Annotated in this window: 12 protein-coding genes; 3 read left to right on the forward strand and 9 right to left on the reverse strand. The window is 65.1% G+C overall.

What is annotated here, in order from left to right; genetic code table 11:
* Window positions 1-59 precede the first annotated feature (59 nt).
* The 8 genes from atzF to FHW97_RS10425 all read right to left on the reverse strand — a co-directional run bounded on the left by atzF (window position 60) and on the right by FHW97_RS10425 (window position 10,202).
* Window positions 60-1,835: an allophanate hydrolase gene (atzF, locus tag FHW97_RS10390; RefSeq protein WP_171798891.1), complete on the reverse strand. Its 1,776-nt coding sequence runs from the start codon at window positions 1,833-1,835 to the stop codon at window positions 60-62.
* Window positions 1,832-5,431 carry an urea carboxylase gene (gene uca / locus FHW97_RS10395; RefSeq protein WP_171798892.1) on the reverse strand — a complete coding sequence of 1,200 codons (3,600 nt, stop codon included), beginning with the start codon at window positions 5,429-5,431 and terminating at the stop codon, window positions 1,832-1,834. The genes atzF and uca overlap by 4 nt, the downstream gene beginning before the upstream one ends.
* Window positions 5,428-6,063 (reverse strand): urea amidolyase associated protein UAAP2, encoded by a 636-nt coding sequence (locus FHW97_RS10400; RefSeq protein ID WP_168352952.1) that lies wholly within the window; start codon window positions 6,061-6,063, stop codon window positions 5,428-5,430. The genes uca and FHW97_RS10400 overlap by 4 nt, the downstream gene beginning before the upstream one ends.
* Before the next feature lie 19 nt (window positions 6,064-6,082).
* On the reverse strand, window positions 6,083-6,952 hold the full coding sequence (locus FHW97_RS10405; RefSeq protein ID WP_171798893.1) for an urea amidolyase associated protein UAAP1: 870 nt from the start codon (window positions 6,950-6,952) through the stop codon (window positions 6,083-6,085).
* The gene (locus FHW97_RS10410; RefSeq protein ID WP_107715411.1) at window positions 6,949-7,428 is read right to left on the reverse strand and encodes a CopG family ribbon-helix-helix protein; all 480 of its coding nucleotides are present in this window, start codon (window positions 7,426-7,428) and stop codon (window positions 6,949-6,951) included. Before FHW97_RS10410 ends, FHW97_RS10405 begins: the two co-directional genes overlap by 4 nt.
* Window positions 7,429-7,444: 16 nt before the next feature.
* Window positions 7,445-8,236, reverse strand: coding sequence for an ABC transporter ATP-binding protein (locus tag FHW97_RS10415; RefSeq protein ID WP_107715412.1), 792 nt, complete (start codon window positions 8,234-8,236; stop codon window positions 7,445-7,447).
* A complete protein-coding gene (locus FHW97_RS10420) occupies window positions 8,233-9,048 on the reverse strand; it encodes an ABC transporter permease (protein WP_171798894.1) in 816 nt (271 codons plus the stop codon). The genes FHW97_RS10415 and FHW97_RS10420 overlap by 4 nt, the downstream gene beginning before the upstream one ends.
* Window positions 9,049-9,119: 71 nt before the next feature.
* On the reverse strand, window positions 9,120-10,202 hold the full coding sequence (locus FHW97_RS10425) for a putative urea ABC transporter substrate-binding protein (RefSeq protein WP_107715414.1): 1,083 nt from the start codon (window positions 10,200-10,202) through the stop codon (window positions 9,120-9,122).
* A gap of 800 nt (window positions 10,203-11,002) precedes the next feature.
* Here FHW97_RS10425 and FHW97_RS10430 point away from each other — a divergent pair.
* The 3 genes from FHW97_RS10430 to FHW97_RS10440 all read left to right on the forward strand — a co-directional run bounded on the left by FHW97_RS10430 (window position 11,003) and on the right by FHW97_RS10440 (window position 16,046).
* Window positions 11,003-13,408, forward strand: a complete 2,406-nt coding sequence (locus FHW97_RS10430; protein ID WP_171798962.1) for a TonB-dependent receptor — start codon at window positions 11,003-11,005, stop codon at window positions 13,406-13,408.
* 129 nt (window positions 13,409-13,537) lie between these two features.
* Window positions 13,538-14,422, forward strand: coding sequence for a sterol desaturase family protein (locus FHW97_RS10435; protein ID WP_107715416.1), 885 nt, complete (start codon window positions 13,538-13,540; stop codon window positions 14,420-14,422).
* A gap of 49 nt (window positions 14,423-14,471) precedes the next feature.
* Window positions 14,472-16,046 (forward strand): sulfotransferase, encoded by a 1,575-nt coding sequence (locus FHW97_RS10440; protein WP_171798895.1) that lies wholly within the window; start codon window positions 14,472-14,474, stop codon window positions 16,044-16,046.
* A 6-nt stretch (window positions 16,047-16,052) separates the two neighbouring features.
* Here the strand turns inward: FHW97_RS10440 and FHW97_RS10445 are convergent, their stop codons facing one another.
* Entirely contained in the window at window positions 16,053-16,955 is a 903-nt protein-coding gene (locus tag FHW97_RS10445) for a glycosidase (protein WP_171798896.1), read from the reverse strand.

Below are 16,955 nucleotides of genomic sequence, written 5' to 3' on the forward strand. Positions count from 1 at the left end.
CGCCGCTCAAAGGAAGCGGGACCCCGGATCAAGTCCGGGGTGACGAAATATGATGGTGGTCAGGCCTTCTGCGCGATGAAGGCGCGCCAGCCACCCAGGTCGGTAATGTCTTGCGCGCCGGTGATCGCGCGCGGTTCGGCAACGAAGCCTTTGACGCTGCTGCCATCAGCCAGGGTGACCGTACCGATCGCCAGCGGCGCGGGCACTTCGACGGTAAAGCTGCCGAACTCGGCCACGCCCAACTCGTAAACTTCCACCGCAATCGCCGCGCCTTCGTCTCCGGCATGGATCAGCGCCGGCTTGGGCGGCACGCTGTCGGCCATGGCATAGAGGCGATAGCTGGGCGCGGTGGTGGTCGCTTCCACGAAAGTGGCGTTGCGGCTGGTCAGCTGCCAGTGCAGCGGCATGTCCTTCAAATGGGCGCCAACCACGGCGAGTTTCACGGTCTGCATCTTGCCCTCCAGATCGAGCGGGGGTGGGGGTGGCAGCTGCGCCACCGAAAGATAGGCATCGGCCAGATCGAGCAGCGCGCGGTCGCTGTCGGCCGGGCCGATCAGCGTGATGCCAAAGCCGGTGGCGTTGTGGCGCACCCCGGCCGGCACGGCGAGCGCCGCCATGTCGAGCAGATTGACGAAGTTGGTATAGGCGCCAAGGTTGCTGTTGAGCGCGATGGGCGCGGCCTGCAATTCGGCGACGCGATAGGCCGTGCCGGTGGTGGGGAACGCCAGTGCGTCGATCTCGTCCCACAGCTGGTCGGCATGGCGCTTCAATTCGGCCAGACGATAGATGCCGTTGAACAGCTCGACCGCGCTTTTTTCCAGGCCGGGTTCGACCACGGCGCGCACGGTGGGATCGATCGCGCCGGGATTGCTGGCCAGCAGCGACGCCAGCGCGGCGGTGCGTTCCGCCACCCACGGCCCGCCATAGAGCAGCAGCGCGGCCTCTTGCAGCGGGGCATAGTCGATTTCGACCAAGGTGCCGATTTCGGCAAGCTGACCCAGCGCGCGGTCATAGAGAAATTCCGATTCCGCATCACCAAACCACTGGCGCTGTGCGCGCCTGGGCACGCCGATCACGCGGCCAGCAATCGGCTTGTCGGCCAGCGATTTCGACCAGGGATCGGCGGCGTCATAGCCGGCGACGACATGATCGATCAGTCGCGCATCGGCGGTATCGCCGGTGAAAACCGAAATGCAATCGAGCGAGCGGCAGGCTGGCACGAGGCCAGATGTGGACCAGCGCCCCTTGCTGGGCTTCATGCCGATAAGATGGTTGAACGCGGCGGGCACGCGGCCCGAACCGGCAGTATCGGTGCCGAGCGCGAACGGCACCAGTCCAGCGGCCACTGCGATTGACGAGCCAGAACTGGACCCGCCCGAGACATAGGCGAGGTTGCTGGCATTGCGCGGAATGCCATAGGGGCTGCGCGTGCCGACCAGGCCGGTAGCAAACTGATCGAGGTTGGTCTTGCCCACGCAGATCGCGCCGGCCGCCTCAAGCCGGGCCACGACTGTCGCCGATCCTGATGGGCTATAGGCAAAGGCCGGGCAGGCGGCGGTGGTCGCAAGGCCCGCCACGTCGATATTGTCTTTCACCGCAAAGGGCACGCCGGCCAGCGGCAGGTGTTCGCCCGCCGCCACGCGAGCATCGACGGCGCGGGCAGCGTCCAGCAGGGCGGCATCGGCCGGGCGGCTGATCCAGATCTGCGGCTGCACGGCATCATAGGCCGCGATGCGCGCCAGTGCCTGCTCCATCGCGGCGAGCGCTGTGGTTTGCCCGCTGCCAACCGCCTGGGCGAGGGCGGCGGCCGAAAGGCGCGGTGCCGGCCCGCTCATGCCGCGTGCCGGCGCAGGGCGAGCATCGGCGCGCCGGGTTGCAGGGCCTGCTTTTCCTGCATGTAGAGCGCGGCGACCACGCCGCTGCCGGGGCTTTCCACCGCGCACTCCATCTTCATCGCCTCCAGCACGGCGATGGTATCGCCAGCCTTGACCTCGTCTCCTTCGGCGACGAGCAGCTTCCACACGCTGCCGCCAAAGGGCGCTTCCACCAGATCGGCGCCATCGGGCACGTCCACGCTGCCGGCCACGGGGGCATCGGCATCGGCCAGGTCCGTCACGCGGTCGAACTCGCCACGGCGCTGCCAATCGGCGCGTTCCGCGTCGAAAGCGGCCACGCGCTGGGCTTCGAACGCGGCGATTTCAGCGGCATTGTCGGCCAGGAACTGGCGGTAATCGGCGAGGCGAAACTCCGATGGCTCGATCTGGATCGACCGGCGCCCAGTGGGAAAGTCGCGGCGCCATTCCACCAGTTCATCGGCGCTCACCGGATAGAACCGGATCTGGTCGAAGAAGCGCAGCAGCCAGGGCTTGCCCTCGATAAAGGCGTCGGTCTGGCGGTGGGTGTTCCACACCTGGATGGTGCGGCCAAACAGCTGGTATCCGCCCGGCCCCTCCATGCCATAGATGCACATATAGGCGCCGCCGATGCCAACCACATTGGGCGGGGTCCAGGTGCGGGCGGGGTTGTACTTGGTGGTAACCAGGCGGTGGCGTGGATCGACCGGGGTGGCCACCGGCGCGCCCAGGTACACGTCACCCAGGCCCATGACGAGGTAGTTAGCCTCGAAGATCAGGTTCTCCACGGCGGCGGCATCGGGCAAGCCGTTGACGCGACGGATGAACTCGATGTTGTCGGGGCACCAAGGCGCATCGTCGCGCACCGCGCCCATGTACTTCTGGATGGTTTCCAGCGTGGCGGGGTCGCGCCAGCTCAACGGCAGGTGGACGATGCGCGAGGGGATGGTGAAATCTTCCAGATCGCCCAGGCGCTCCTCCGCCTCCACCAGCGCGGCGAGCATGGCCTGCTGATCGAGGCTTTGCCCGTCGAAATGGACCTGCAGCGAGCGGATGCCCGGCACAACGTCGATCACACCGGGCAACGCCATGCGTTCCAGCTCGGTCATCAAGGCATGCACGCGGATGCGCAACTCGATATCCAGCGTGATCGGGCCGTATTCGACCAGGATATTGCGATCACCCTGCTGGCGATAGACCGTGCGCGGGCGCGTGCCGTGCCCGGCGATCTCCGCCAGGATAGGCGAAAGCGTCTCGATCTCGCGCGCGGGGCGCGGCGCCGGGGGCGTGCCATCGGCCACCAGCGCGCGCTGCGCCGCATCGGCGGCCTGCGCATCGGCGATGGATACCGGCACGAAGCGCAGGCGATCGCCCGGCACGAGTTGCCCGATCTTCCAGCGATCGGCCGCGATCACCACGAAGGGGCAGACGAAGCCGCCGAGCGAGGGGCCATCAGGGCCAAGGATGATCGGCATGTCGCCGGTGAAATCCACCGCGCCGATGGCATAAGGATTGTCGTGGATGTTCGAGGGATGCAGTCCGGCCTCCCCGCCATCGGCGCGCGCCCATTGTGGCTTGGGGCCGATCAGGCGCACCCCGGTGCGGTTGGAGTTGTAGTGGACCTGCCAATCGGCGCCCACCACCATCGCGATGTCTTCATCGGTGAAGAAATCGGGCGCGCCATGCGGGCCATAGAGCACGCGCAGCGTCCATTCGCTGCCCATGGCGGGCAGGGCCACCGCCGGCAGCGGCGCAGCGGTTTCCTCGTCGCCCAGGTGCAGCACATCGCCTGCCACCAGGCGCCGCGCGGCATGGCCGCCGAACTGGCCCAGTTCGAACGTGGCGCGGCTGCCCAGGTAGGGCGCGATATCGAGGCCACCGCCGATCAGCAGATAGCCGCGCATGCCACCGCCGCGCGTGCGGCCGGTGGCCAGCGTCTGCCCGGCGGCCACGGCAATAACCTCGCCCAGCGGCACCGCCACGCCATCGAGCGTCGCGCCGAAATCGGCCCCGGTCAGGCAGATACGCGCCGGTGCGGTGAACGCCAGGGTTGGCCCGGTGTGCGTCATTTCGAGGCCAGCCATGCCTTCGGGATTGCCGAGCAGACGGTTGCCCAGGCGGAACGATTGATCGTCCATCGGCCCCGAGGGCGGCACGCCCACGGCCCACAGGTGCTGGCGGCCCGGCCAGTCCTGCACCGTGGTGGCCGTGCCGCCGGCGATCACGCGCAGGCTGGCGGGCACGAAGCTGATCGTGTCGAGCACGCGGGTCGAAACCTCCCCGCTGGTGAACGCCGGGCTCGCCACCACCTGGCGCAGCCAGCGCAGGTTGGTTTCGATGCCGTCGATGCGCGTGGCGGCCAGTGCCTGCTGCATCGCCGCCACGGCCGCTTCGCGCGTGGGGGCATGCACGATCAGCTTGGCCAGCATGGGATCGTACCATGCGCTCACTTCGGTGCCCGCGACCACCCAGGTTTCGGTGCGGATATCGGCGGGAAATTCCACCGCCGTCAGCGTGCCGGAGGTTGGTCGGTAGTCCAGCGCGGGATCCTCGGCATAGAGGCGCACTTGCACCGAATGGCCCGACGGCGTGGTGGGTGCGCTGTCCAGAAACGTGAAGTCACCCGCGCCGCCGCGCACCATCCATGCGACCAGGTCTAGCCCCATAACCTCTTCGGTCACGCCGTGTTCGACCTGAAGCCGGGTGTTCATTTCCAGGAAAAAGAACTCCTTACGATCGGCATCGTAGAGAAATTCTACCGTCCCGGCCGAGCGGTAGCGCGCCGCCTCGCCCAGGCGGATGGCGGCGGCATAGAGATCCGCGCGGACGCTTTCGGGCAGCAGCGGCGCGGGGGCTTCTTCCACCACCTTCTGGTTGCGGCGTTGCAGCGAGCAATCGCGCTCCCCCAGGGCGACGATGCGCCCCGCGCCATCGCCAAAGATCTGCACTTCGACATGGCGGGCGCGGCGCACATAGCGTTCCAGGAACACGCCGGCGTCGCCGAAATTGCTCTGCCCCAGGCGCGCCACGGTGGCAAAGCCCTCGCGCACGTCGGCCTCGGTCTCGCACACGCGCATGCCGATGCCGCCACCGCCCGCCGTGGCCTTGAGCATGATGGGATAGCCGATGGCCTCAGCCGCCTCCACCGCCTCGTCCTCGCTGGTCAGCAGGTCGCTCCCCGGCGCCAGCGGCACGCCATGGGCCTTGGCCAGTTCGCGCGCGCTGTGCTTGAGGCCGAAAGTGCGGATATTGTCGGGCGTGGGGCCGATGAAGACAATGCCCTCTGCCGCGCAGGCATCGGCAAATTCGACGTTTTCCGCCAGGAAGCCATAGCCGGGGTGGATCGCGCCGGCGCCGGTCTGCTTGGCCGCAGCGATGATCGCGGGAATGTTGAGATAGCTTTCGCTGGCGCGTGCCGGGCCGATGCACACGGCCTCGTCCGCCAGGGCGACATGGGCCGATCCCTCGTCCGCCTCGGAATAGACAGTGACAGAGCGCAGGCCCAGCTGGCGCAGGGTGCGGATGATCCGGGTGGCGATCGCGCCACGATTGGCGATGAGGACGGTATCGAACATCATGCCGCCACGATCATGCGCACGGGGGTGGGATTGAACGCATTGCAGGGATTGTTGATCTGCGGGCAGTTGGACACCACCACGACCACGTCCATCTCGGCCTTGAGGTCCACCGTTAGGCCCGGCGCGGAAATCCCGTCGACGATGCCCAGCGCGCCATCGGCTTCCACCGGCACGTTCATGAAGAAGTTGATGTTCGACACGATGTCCCGCTTGCCGCGCCCTTCCCACAGGTTGGCCTCCAGGAAGTTTTCGACACAGGCATGTTGCCACTTGGTATGATGACCATAGCGCAAGGTATTGGATTCACAGGAACAGGCCCCGCCAATCGTATCGTGATAGTCCACCGCGCTGGCCGCGATGGTCATCATCGGGCGCCCTTCGTTGGACAAGAGCGTGGTGCCCGTGCGCAGGAACAGGTTGCCCTGCGCCGCCACGGTATCCTGCGCGGAATAGCGTTCGGCATCGTCGGCCGCGCTGTAGAGCAGGAAATCGACCGCCTGGTTGCCCTCCAGATCGACGATGCGCAGCGTCTGCCCCTTGGCGACATGATAGAGCCAGGGGGCGCGGGCCGGCACGATCTCGTCGTGAACGATAGTGCCGGACAGGCCGGCAAGGTGGGTATCGGTTGACATCGCAATCCGTCCTTCGCGTTTAGCGGCGGAAATAGTCTTCGACATTGAGGAAGGCGCGCAGGCCTTCGGGTGTCGCGTTGCGGATGGGATCGTTGCCCAGCGTTGCAGGCCCGCGCCAGGCCGTGGCGCGCAGCGGCGTGACGCTGTATTCCGCGCGCGGATCAAGCACGTGGGGCACATTGGCAATGACCACGATCACGTCCATTTCGGCGCGCAGCAGCACCTGCCGGCCGGCCGCGAACGGGCCGACCAGCGGCGTGATCGTGCCGTCTTCCTCGATCCGCGTGCCCTTGAACAGGTTGATGCAGGGATGCACGTCGCGCCGCGTGAGGCCATGCTTGGCTGCGCCGAGCAGGAACCGGTCGCGCCCGTTGGGGCAGGCGCCGCTGTTGCGGCCTTCGCCATATTTGGCAGCATTGCTGGCCGCGTTCGATGTGCCGGCAAAGCAATCGTGCGTACCGGCATCATCCTCCACGATGCTGAGCAGCACGCGGCCCATGTCCGACAGCAAGAGCTTGCCCGCGCCGAGATAGGCGTTCCACTGCACCTTGACCGTATCGGCCACGTTGAGCCGCTCGGTCGGCATGGCGGCGTTGAAGACCTGCAGCCCGGCACAGGCATCGCCACGCGTATCGATCAGGCGCAGCCGCGTGCCGCGTGCCAGAAGCCGCGTGGCATAGCCGCCGGCGGCGATGGTTTCTTCCCACACCAGGTCTGCCGGATCGACACCCTCGGGCAGATCATCAGCCTTGGGCGGCAGCACCGGCATGGTTTCCACCACCGTGCCGCCCATGCTGCGGGCATGATCGCGCGCGGCGAGCGGGTTGGCGAGGTTGGCTCCGGCGGCTGCCGGGGTTGGGGCCGGGGAAGGGGTGAGCGTATCGGTCATGCGGCCGCTCCATTGCTGGCGCTCTTGCCGTCGTCCTGAACATAGATCGGCGGCAGCAGGGCAGTGGTGGTGACGAGTTCGAGCTGTTGCACGCCGCGCACGCGGCGCAGCGCATCGGAAAGTTCTTTCAGCCGCACGGCCGGGCCCTGCACCAGCAAGACTTCCAGGCTCTGGTCGTCTTCCAGGAACACGTGCTGGGCGGAAATCACCTCCTTGAGGTAATCGGCCTGGGTCTGCGCCAACTGGTGGCGCACCCGGCCCCGGTCGCCGCGATAGACCATGGTGATCGTGCCGGCGAGCATCTCGTCCGGGCGGGTCAGCGCTTCGTGGTCGGCCAGGGCATGGCGGATCAGCTCGGCAATCAGTTGCGAGCGCGAGGGCAGCTGGCGCTCTTCCACCATCATGTCGAGCTTGCGGAACAGATCGGCCGGCAAGCTCATGCTGAGCCGCGCCAGGCTGGCGGGTTCGCTGCTCATGCGAGTTCCTCTCTTGTCATACGGCCACCTTTTGCGGCGGCGTCTTGTCTTCCGGCGCGGCGGTTTCGGCCGGCGCTTCGTCTTCGCGCGGGCGCAGCGGCAGGTCATAGACCACGGTGGCGCCATAGCGGTGCGGGGCGTGGGGATCGTGGCGCCGCTTGTCGAGCGCCAGCACGCGGGTGCCGAGCGAGAACGCCTCGCGGATGTCGTGGGTGACCATGATCACCGTCAGCGCGTGTTCGCGCCACAGACGGCGGATCAGCACGTGCATGTCGGCACGGATACCGGGATCGAGCGCGCCGAACGGCTCATCCAGCAAGAGGATGCGCGGCCGCTTGAGCAGGGCCTGGGCAATCGCCAGGCGCTGCTGCATCCCGCCCGACATCTGCGCCGGATAGAGCTGCAGTGCATCGCCCAGGCCAACCGCCTCGAGCATGGCGACAGCCTCGTCGCGCGCAGCGCGACGGGCGCTGCCAAACAGGCGCGCGAGCAGCGGCGCTTGCGCGCATTCCAGGCCGAACATGGTGTTCTGCAAGGCGGTGAGATGGGGAAACACCGAATAGCGCTGAAACACCACACCGCGATCGGGGCCGCATTCGGGCGGCAGCACCGCGCCATCCAGGCTGATCGTGCCCCGGCTTGGCGCCTCTTGCCCCAGGACCAGGCGTAGCAGGCTGCTCTTGCCCGCGCCCGATGGCCCGACGATCGAGACGAAACTGCCGGCCGCCACATCGAGATTGATCTTTTCCAGGACGATCTTGTCCCCGAATTCGACCCAGATATCGCGAAGGGAAAGGAGCGCGGTCAATGGCTTGCTCCATGAGCCCAGGGAAACAGGCGGCGGCTGGCGAGGGACAGGGCAAAGTCCAGGGTAATCGCCAGAAGCGCGATCCACGCGACGTAGGGGATGATCACGTCCATCGCGAGGTAGCGCCGCACCAGGAAGATGCGATAGCCGAGGCCAGTATCGGCGGCGATCGCCTCGGCCGAGATGAGGAACACCCAGGCCGGCCCAAGCGCCAAGCGCACCGCCTGGATCAGGCGCGGCATGGCCTGGGGCAGGGCAACGCGGATCATGATCTGCCAGCTGCTGGCCCCCAGGGTCTGCGCCTTGATAATCTGTTCGCGCGGCAGGCTGGCGATATGATCGGTGATGTCGCGGATCATCGGCGGGGCGATGCCCACCACGATCAGCGCCACCTTGGCCGTTTCACCCAGGCCCAGCGCGATGAACAAGACCGGCAGCAGCGCGATTGGCGGGATCACCGCAATCGCGGTGACCAGTGGCCCCAGCGTGGCGCGCACCGGCGGTAACACGCCCAGCACCAGCCCGGCGACCAGCGCGCCCAGCGTGGCGATGCCCAGGCCCAGCCCCAGGCGCTCAAGGCTGGCGAACGTGTCGGTCCAGAACAGGAAATGGCCCGAAAGCGGATCGGCCTGAAACAGCAGGGCCGAAAGGCCGCGCGCCATGGCGTCGGGCAGCGGCAGGATCTTGTCACTGGGGTTGATCGCGTGGCGCTGCGCCGCCATGACGAGATAGAGCACCAGCAGCGCCAGGATCGGGACCGCGCCAGCGATCATCCTGTCATTGCGGCGCATCTTGCGGTTGACCCAGCGCATCGCGTGAACCCCTTGGAAACAGACGGCAAGCCCCGGCAGCGTGCCGGGCCTGCCGGATTAGAACCGCCGGATCAGAGCTTGCCGGCGGCTGCCAGCTTCATGAAGCTGTCGTCAAAGCGCAGCGTGACATGGGCGGGATCGCCCAGCGTCTTGCCACCCGGAAAGGCCATGCCAACCGCGTCAGCCGAACTGGCGCCCTTGAACAGACCCTTGGAAAAGCTGAAATCGCGCACCCGCGTCATCGTGGTGACCAGCGCCGGGCTGTCTGCCGCAGCCACCGCCGCTGTAGGCTGGTCATAGAGGAACGTGGTGGTCAGCTGCTTGTCAAACACATCGGGCGTGGTCCCGGCCAGCTTGGCCATGGCGGCGCGCGCTTCCTTGCCCTGGGCGTCCTGGCGTTTCATCAGCGCCATGGTTTCATACCAGATGCCGGCCAGTGCCTTGCCCAGCGCGGGATTGGCCTTGAGCGTGGCGGTGTCCACCGCCATCAGATCGAGGATTTCGCCCGGAATCTGGGCTGAGGAAAACACCTCGTTGGCGCCAGGCTGCCCGCGCATGACCGACAGCTGCGGGTTCCAGGCCACTGCGGCCTGGGCATCGGGGCTGGAAAAGGCGCCCACGATATCAGCGTCTGACGTATTGACTGTCTTGACATCGCTGAGCGACAGGCCGGCCGATCCCAGGGCGCGGGCGAGCAGGTAGTGCGACACCGAGAGCTCGACCAAGTAGATCTGCTTGCCCTTGAGGGCGGAAACCGAATTGGCACCTTTGAGCAGGACGCCATCGTTGCCGTTGGAATAGTCACCGACGATGATCGCGCTGGTATCCTTGCCCCCGGCGGCAGGGATGGTCAGCGCATCCATGTTGGTGACGGTAACACCATCAAACTTGCCGGCGTTATATTGGTTCACGGATTCGACATAGTCGTTCACCTGAACAATATTGATCTTGATGCCGTATTTGTCGGCCCATTTCTTGACGATACCTGCCTGCTGCGCATAGGGCCATGGCATCCAGCCAGCATAGATCGACCAGCCGATATTGAATTCGGTTTTCTTCGCGGCTCCGGCATCGGGTGCCGAGGAGCATGACGCCATCATCAGTGTGCTGGCCAGAAGTGCGATCTTACCCGCCGTGCCGATCATCTTCATCATGATTCGCGCCCCTTTCGCACTGCACCATGGTTGCAAAGCCCACCCTTGTCCATGGCAAAAATATTACCCATCGTCATTTTTGTAATAACGCGCCCCATGGGTGAGAAATGCAGCCACGCGTTCTGGCATCGCCATGCTGGAAGCGACATATACGCCGCCTATCCAGCGTTCATCGCGATATCGCGTGAGCTGCATGCTGTGCAGCGATCACACTTTGACGCCAGGTTGAGTCGCGAATCAAGCGGCAATTTGGGCCAGCAATGGCATCGCTGTGGGCCGTGCGTGTGCGGTGACGGTACCCCGCTATGCCGCAAGTGCGAGGAAAAATGGCGGGTTTCCTCGTATTTCCTGTGAGTGAATCATACTGAATGCCACGAAAATTATTACGCTTGACCGATTATGTAATATCGGTACCGTGGCAGGTGTCGATAGTTCAGGGCGACACAATAAATATACCAAGAGCGGGTCACCAGAGCCACGCCGCGTTGCGGTGCGGGCGATGGGTAATAGTGCGGATTTCAGGCCGGTTGTTGACTGCCGGAGCGACAGCAAGCGCTCCCACCCTGCCAGGGCCTGGCGCCGCGTTTTGATCCCGACCACTTTTGGCAAGGCAGGCGCAAGTGAGCCGGATGGGTTCGCTTGCCACGCAAATCTTGGTGCCAGGCCGGTTAGCGGTCGGCACTTGCCCGGCAAGCGGGCTGATCCCTGGGAGGGGATGTCACAGCACAGGCTTTTTGAGAACAAAGCGAGGGGCTGAAGTGACCAAGCGATCTTTCCGAACGAACCTGCTGGGCGCCACGATGCTGCTCATCCCGGCCTTGGCGCCGAATTCGGCCTACGCGCAGGCAGCCCCGCAACCGCAAGGAGAGCCAGCGGCCGATGCCGCGGCCGCGTCTGGCAGCGACGCCAACTACATCGTGGTGACGGCCACGCGGCGTGCCACCACCTTGCAGGATGCGCCGATCAACATCAGCGCGGTCAGCCCGCAGGAACTTGCCCGCCAGCGTATCGACGACGTCAAGTCGCTTGCCGCGTTCACGCCGGGCATGACTGTGGCCGATACCGGGCCAGGCTCCACCGGCAAGATCGTGCTGCGCGGCATCAATTCGGGCGATTCCAGCGTGGAAGGCGCTAGCGCCAACAGCGCGGTGGGTGTCTATCTCGGCGAAGTGCCGCTCTATCTCGATTTCAAGCTGCTCGATATCGACCACGTTGAAGTGCTGCAGGGCCCGCAGGGCACGCTCTATGGCCTGGGTACGCTGGCCGGCGCGGTGCGCTACATGCCCAACCGACCCGATACCGACCACTACAGCGTCGATCTGCACGGCCGCTGGTTCGGCGAAAGCCACAGCAGCGAAGCGGGCGTGAATGCCGATGGCACGGTCAATATCCCGATCGTGAAGGACCACATCGCGCTGCGCAGCACCGTGGGGTATTACGACAACCCCGGTTTCATGGATTACAACTACCTGCTGCGCCAGCCGGGCGTGTCCAACCCGCAGCCGGTGCGCGGCACGACGGCGGCCGATGGCTCGTTTGGCACACCGGCCCAGCAGGCCGCGAACTTCTATTCCAAGAAGGATGTGAACTATGAACACACCTTCACCACGCGCAACCAGCTGCTGCTGGAAGCCAGCCCGGACTTCAAGGTCTATCTGACCTACGCCCACCAGATCACCAAGACGCAGGGCCGCCAGGCCAACGGCGCTGGCGTGCTGGGCACTGGCAAGTATGAAGCGCCCTGGCGCTATCTGGAACCGACCAACCGCACGTCGGACCTCTATTCGGCCGAGTTCAACGTCAACGTGTTCGACGTGGCCCAGCTGGTGGCGACCACGGCCTTTACCAACCAGAAGATCTATACCCAGCGCGACAACACCGACCTGCTGCTGGACCTGGACTATGGCTATGAAGCCTTTCCAGAGTTTTCGTCCTACAATCAGGCGACCTCGAAGTATCACCAGTTCAACGAGGAAGTGCGCCTGGTTTCGACCCATGGCGGCCCGTTCAGCTGGGTGCTTGGCGGCTTTTACAACAATATGCGCTATGGTTCGCAGTATCGCGAATATGTGCCCGGTTATCCCGACTGGGCCGGCATCTATCGGCCTGACAACCTGGAATACATGTCGTTCGTCAACACCCGCACCAAGGAAAAGGCGGCCTATGGCGAAGGCACGTTCCACATCACCAAGGACTGGCAGGTTACCGGCGGCTTGCGCTACTTCAAGTATGACGCCTTTGCCGAGGGCGGCACGGATACGCCGCTGTTCAGCAAATATACGCCGTATCCGCTGGTGGTCTTCGCCCCGCAGCGCATCAAGTCGGGCAGCACGGGCAAGGACGGCTTTGTCTGGAAGGCCAACACGTCTTACAAGTTCAGCCCCGATCTCATGGCCTATTTCACCTACAGCACGGGTTATCGCACCGGCAACGTGAACCGCGTGGCGCCATGCGTGCTGCCGCTTGATCCCAAGGTGCAGAACGTCTGCGCACTGCCCAACGAGCTGGCCTATGGCCCGGACAAGACGCGCAACCGTGAACTGGGCCTGCGCGGGTCGTTGTTTGACCGGAAGTTCCAGTTCACCTTGAGCGGCTTCATCGTCACCTGGGCGGGCGTGCAGGTGCCCAGCCAGACGGTCAACGGCGCGGTGGGCATCACTGTAAACGGCAGCACCGCCGTGTCGAAGGGCATCGATTTCTCGGGCCACCTCAAGATCACGCCGCAACTGACGATCGATGGCACCTATTCCTACAACGACGCGCACCTTACCGCCGATGCCCCGGGCATCGTGGTGAGCAGTGGGGTCAACTATGATGCCTTTGCCGGCGATCGTCTGCCGGGTTCGACCAAGCATTCGGGCAGCGTTGGGGCCACCTATACCTACCCGCTGACCGAGGGCCGCGATATCGAAGCGACCTGGGCGATGACCTATACCGGCGACATCTATTCCCGCGTCGGCCTGCGCGGCAATGGCGAAGTCATCCCGGCCTATACCACGCACCGCGCCTCGGTCACCTATCACAGCCCGATGTTCGATGTGGGCGTCTATGCCGACAATATCTTTGACAAGTATGCCGTGACGGCGGTGGAGAACGACACCAGTTCCTACAACCGCGCCCGCAGCGGCGTGGTGGAACGGTTCTATGCCTATGGTGTCCTGACGCCGCGCCGTGTCGGCCTGGAAATGACCTTCCACTACAAGTGACGTGAAAAGCCCGCTTCCTGTTGCTGCGTGAATGGATCGTGACGACAGGAAGCGGGACCCCGGACTTGATCCGGGGTCCCGCTATTTCCCAGAATTTCGTAACAGAGCTTCGCCATGGATGGGACAGACATGAAACAGCGGCTGATCGGGCTGATTCCGCCCGCCACGCTTTTGGCAGTGATCCTGTTCTGGGCCTATGCGCCCAAGAGCGTGATCGATTACCCGTGGACTCTCACGATCGTGGCCACGGCGATTTCCGCCTGGCTGCTGCTGCTGGAATGGCTGTTCGAACGCCACGCCGATTGGCGGATGAACTGGCGCGAGTTCTTTACCGACACCTTTTATGTCGTGCTCAGTTCCACCGTGATTTCCCGTGCCACCGATTTCTTTGCCGATGCGCCGATGAAGGCCGCCAAGGCCAGCGCCGGGCTGGCCACGCCCTGGCTGGAACACCTGCCGTTCCTGGCACAGGTGGGGCTGATCTTCTTCCTGTTCGAATTTGGCCAATACTGGATGCATCGCGCGATGCACAACTGGACGCCGCTGTGGCTGACCCATGCGCCGCACCATCATATTACCCAGTTGAACGCGCTGAAAGGCTATGTCGGCAATCCGCTGGAGCTGTTCTTGATCAGCCTGGGCGTGATTACGCTGCTCGATTTCAGCCCGGTGGCGATCCTGTGTGCGGCGAGCGTGGGCAACGTGGTGGCTGGCTTTGCCCATGCCAACGTCAAGTCTGACCCGCCGTGGTTCTATTCGTTCTTCTTCACCACGATCCGCCATCACAGCCTGCACCATTCGGTCGGCTATGAAGAAACCCGCTGCAACTATGCCAACTCGATGATCCTGATCGATCGCGTGCTGGGCACCTATCGCGAGGGCGAGGGGATCCTGGTTGGCCAGGACGAGCGACGCCGCCTGACCATCCGCGAACAGTTCATGTTTCCCTTCGTGCCGGTGATCGATGCGATCAAGCAGCGCCGCGCGGGCAATGAGGAAGCGGTGCAGCGCTGACCCCGTGGCGACGCTTGCCAGTTCCACCGCGCCCATGGCACAGGGCGGGATGAGCAAGACCGATCCGCAGATTGCCACCGCGCGTGCCGCCTTGGCGCGGGGTGATTGGCCGGCCGTTGCGCGCGCGGCGCAGATGGTTGGCGATGCGGCCCCGCAGCGGGCGGAGGCGCTGTTCCTGCTGGGCCTGGCCGAAGCCGGGCAGGGACGGATCAGCGCCGCGACCGCCCTGCTGCGCCAGGCCGTGGCGCGCGATCCCCAGGGCGAATACCGCGCGCAGCTTGCCCGCCTGTTGATCATGACCCGGCAGGACAGCGCCGCCGCGCAGGCCCTGGCCGAGGCCGAACACGCACTGCCCGATGATGCGCTGAGCCGCGATACCATGGGCTGCGTCTATGCCCGCCTGGGCGACCATGCCGCCTCGCTGCCCCATTTTGCCCATGCCGTGGCACAGGCGCCCGACATTCTCGAATACCGCTACAACCACGCTGCCGCGCTCAATTTCGTCGGGCAGGTGAGCGAGGCGGAGGCCGCGCTCGAAGCGCTCATCGCGCGCGCGCCGGGCCATGGCCGCGCGCACCATCTGCTGGCCAGCCTCAAGCGGCACACGGCAGACAGCCACCATGTGCCACGCCTGCGCGCGCAACTGGACGCGGCGCACGATCCGCGCGATCGGCTGCTGCTGGGCTATGCCCTGGCCAAGGAGCTTGACGATCTTGGCGAGCACGACGCCGCGTTCACCGCGCTGGCCGCTGCCAATGCGGAGCATCGCGCCCGGCTGCCCTATCGCTTTGCCAGCGATGCCGCCAATTTCGACGCGATCGAGGCGGCCTGGCCGGCGTTGGCGCACGCGACCGTTACTGGTGCGCCGACAGAGGCGCCGATCTTCGTCATTGGCATGCCGCGCACCGGCACCACGCTGGTCGATCGCATCCTGTCTTCGCATCCTGAAGTGGAAAGCGCCGGCGAACTGCAGGCCATGCCGCTGGCGGTGAAGCACGCCGCCGGCACGCGCACGCGCACCGTGCTCGATCCCGAAACCATCGCCGCGCTGCGTGAAGCCGATCTGGGCGCCATCGGCCATGATTACCTGGCCCGCGCGCGCCATCACCGGCGCGACACGACGCGGCGCTTTGTCGACAAATTTCCCGGAAATTTCCATTATGCCGGAATAGTGGCCGGTTCTTTGCCAAACGCGCGCATCATATGCCTGCGCCGCCATCCGATGGACACGGTGCTGAGCAACTTCCGCAACCTGTTTGCGATCACCTCGCGCTATTACGACTACAGCTATGACCTGATGGACATCGCCCGCTATTATGCGCGCTTCGACCGGCTGATGCGCTTCTGGCAAGCGGCCATGCCCGGCCGCATCCTGGAGGTGTCCTACGAGGATCTCGTGGCAGACCAGGAAGGCGTGACGCGCCGCATGCTCGATCACGCCGGGCTGCCGTGGGACGCGGCCTGCCTCGATTTCCACCGCAACCAGGCCCCGGTTTCCACGCCCAGCGCGGCCCAGGTCCGCCGCCCGATCTATCGCGATGCCCTGGCGCGATGGAAACGACACGAGGATGCGCTAGGCGAAGTAGCGGCGTTCTTTGCCGAGCAGGGCATCGCCATAGACTGACCGCGATCAGCCGTAGCAGGCGATGCGCGCGCGGCGCAGGATCTTGTCTTCCAACGAATAATAGAGCCAGATTGCATCGCCCATGACAAGGCACGAAGCGGCAAAGGCAATGTCGGTCGCGTCGCGGCTGCGCGCAGGCGGAGGCAGCAGGATCGGCTCGATCCCGCGGCCGGTGACGTGCGAGAAATCCGGCGAGAAGCTGATCCAGCCAATGCGCCAGCGCGCATCGGCGGTGGCGCCGTTGTAGAACATCACCGGGTCCTGGCCATCGCGCTGCACGATCGGCCCGGTCGACAGGTGCCAATTGTCCCAGCTGTCGTCGCGCACGGTGAAGGGATCGTCGATCACCGTCCACGGCCCTTCCAGCGATGGCCCGGTGGCCAGGCCAATGCGCGAGGCATTGTCCTTGGCATATTCGTAGAACAGGCGAAACGTGCCGTCCGGCGCCTGGGCGACGGTGGCTTCCTTGATGTTGCCTTCGCCCTCTGGCGCCTTGAGCAGCACGCGATGCTCATGCAGGTCAGTCAGTGAGGGCCCTTGCGCCACCAGCAGCGATCCTTGCGACCGCTTGGCGTCCACGCCGGTGTAGAAGATCGTATAGTTGCCGTCTTCGCCATGCACCACGGTGGGATCTTCGCATCCGCCAGCGTCGTCGGGGTGGGGGCCCGGCACGATCGCGGGGGCGTCCCGCATCCTGAAGCAGCGCCCATCGGTGGAATCGCCCGCCCAGATGATACCGGTGGGATCGTGCTGTTCCAATGGATTGGGCAGCACTCTTACCAAGAGACGGTAAGTGCTGCCTTCGGTCCAGACGAACGGGCTCATCAGATCGTAATGCGCAAGCCGGCCTTCCGGCCCGGCGATATCCAGCGTCACGTCCTGGAGTTCTTCCACCACATAGGCAACCAT

This window comes from Novosphingobium sp. SG754 (genome assembly GCF_013149315.1).
Lineage (GTDB): Bacteria > Pseudomonadota > Alphaproteobacteria > Sphingomonadales > Sphingomonadaceae > Novosphingobium > Novosphingobium capsulatum.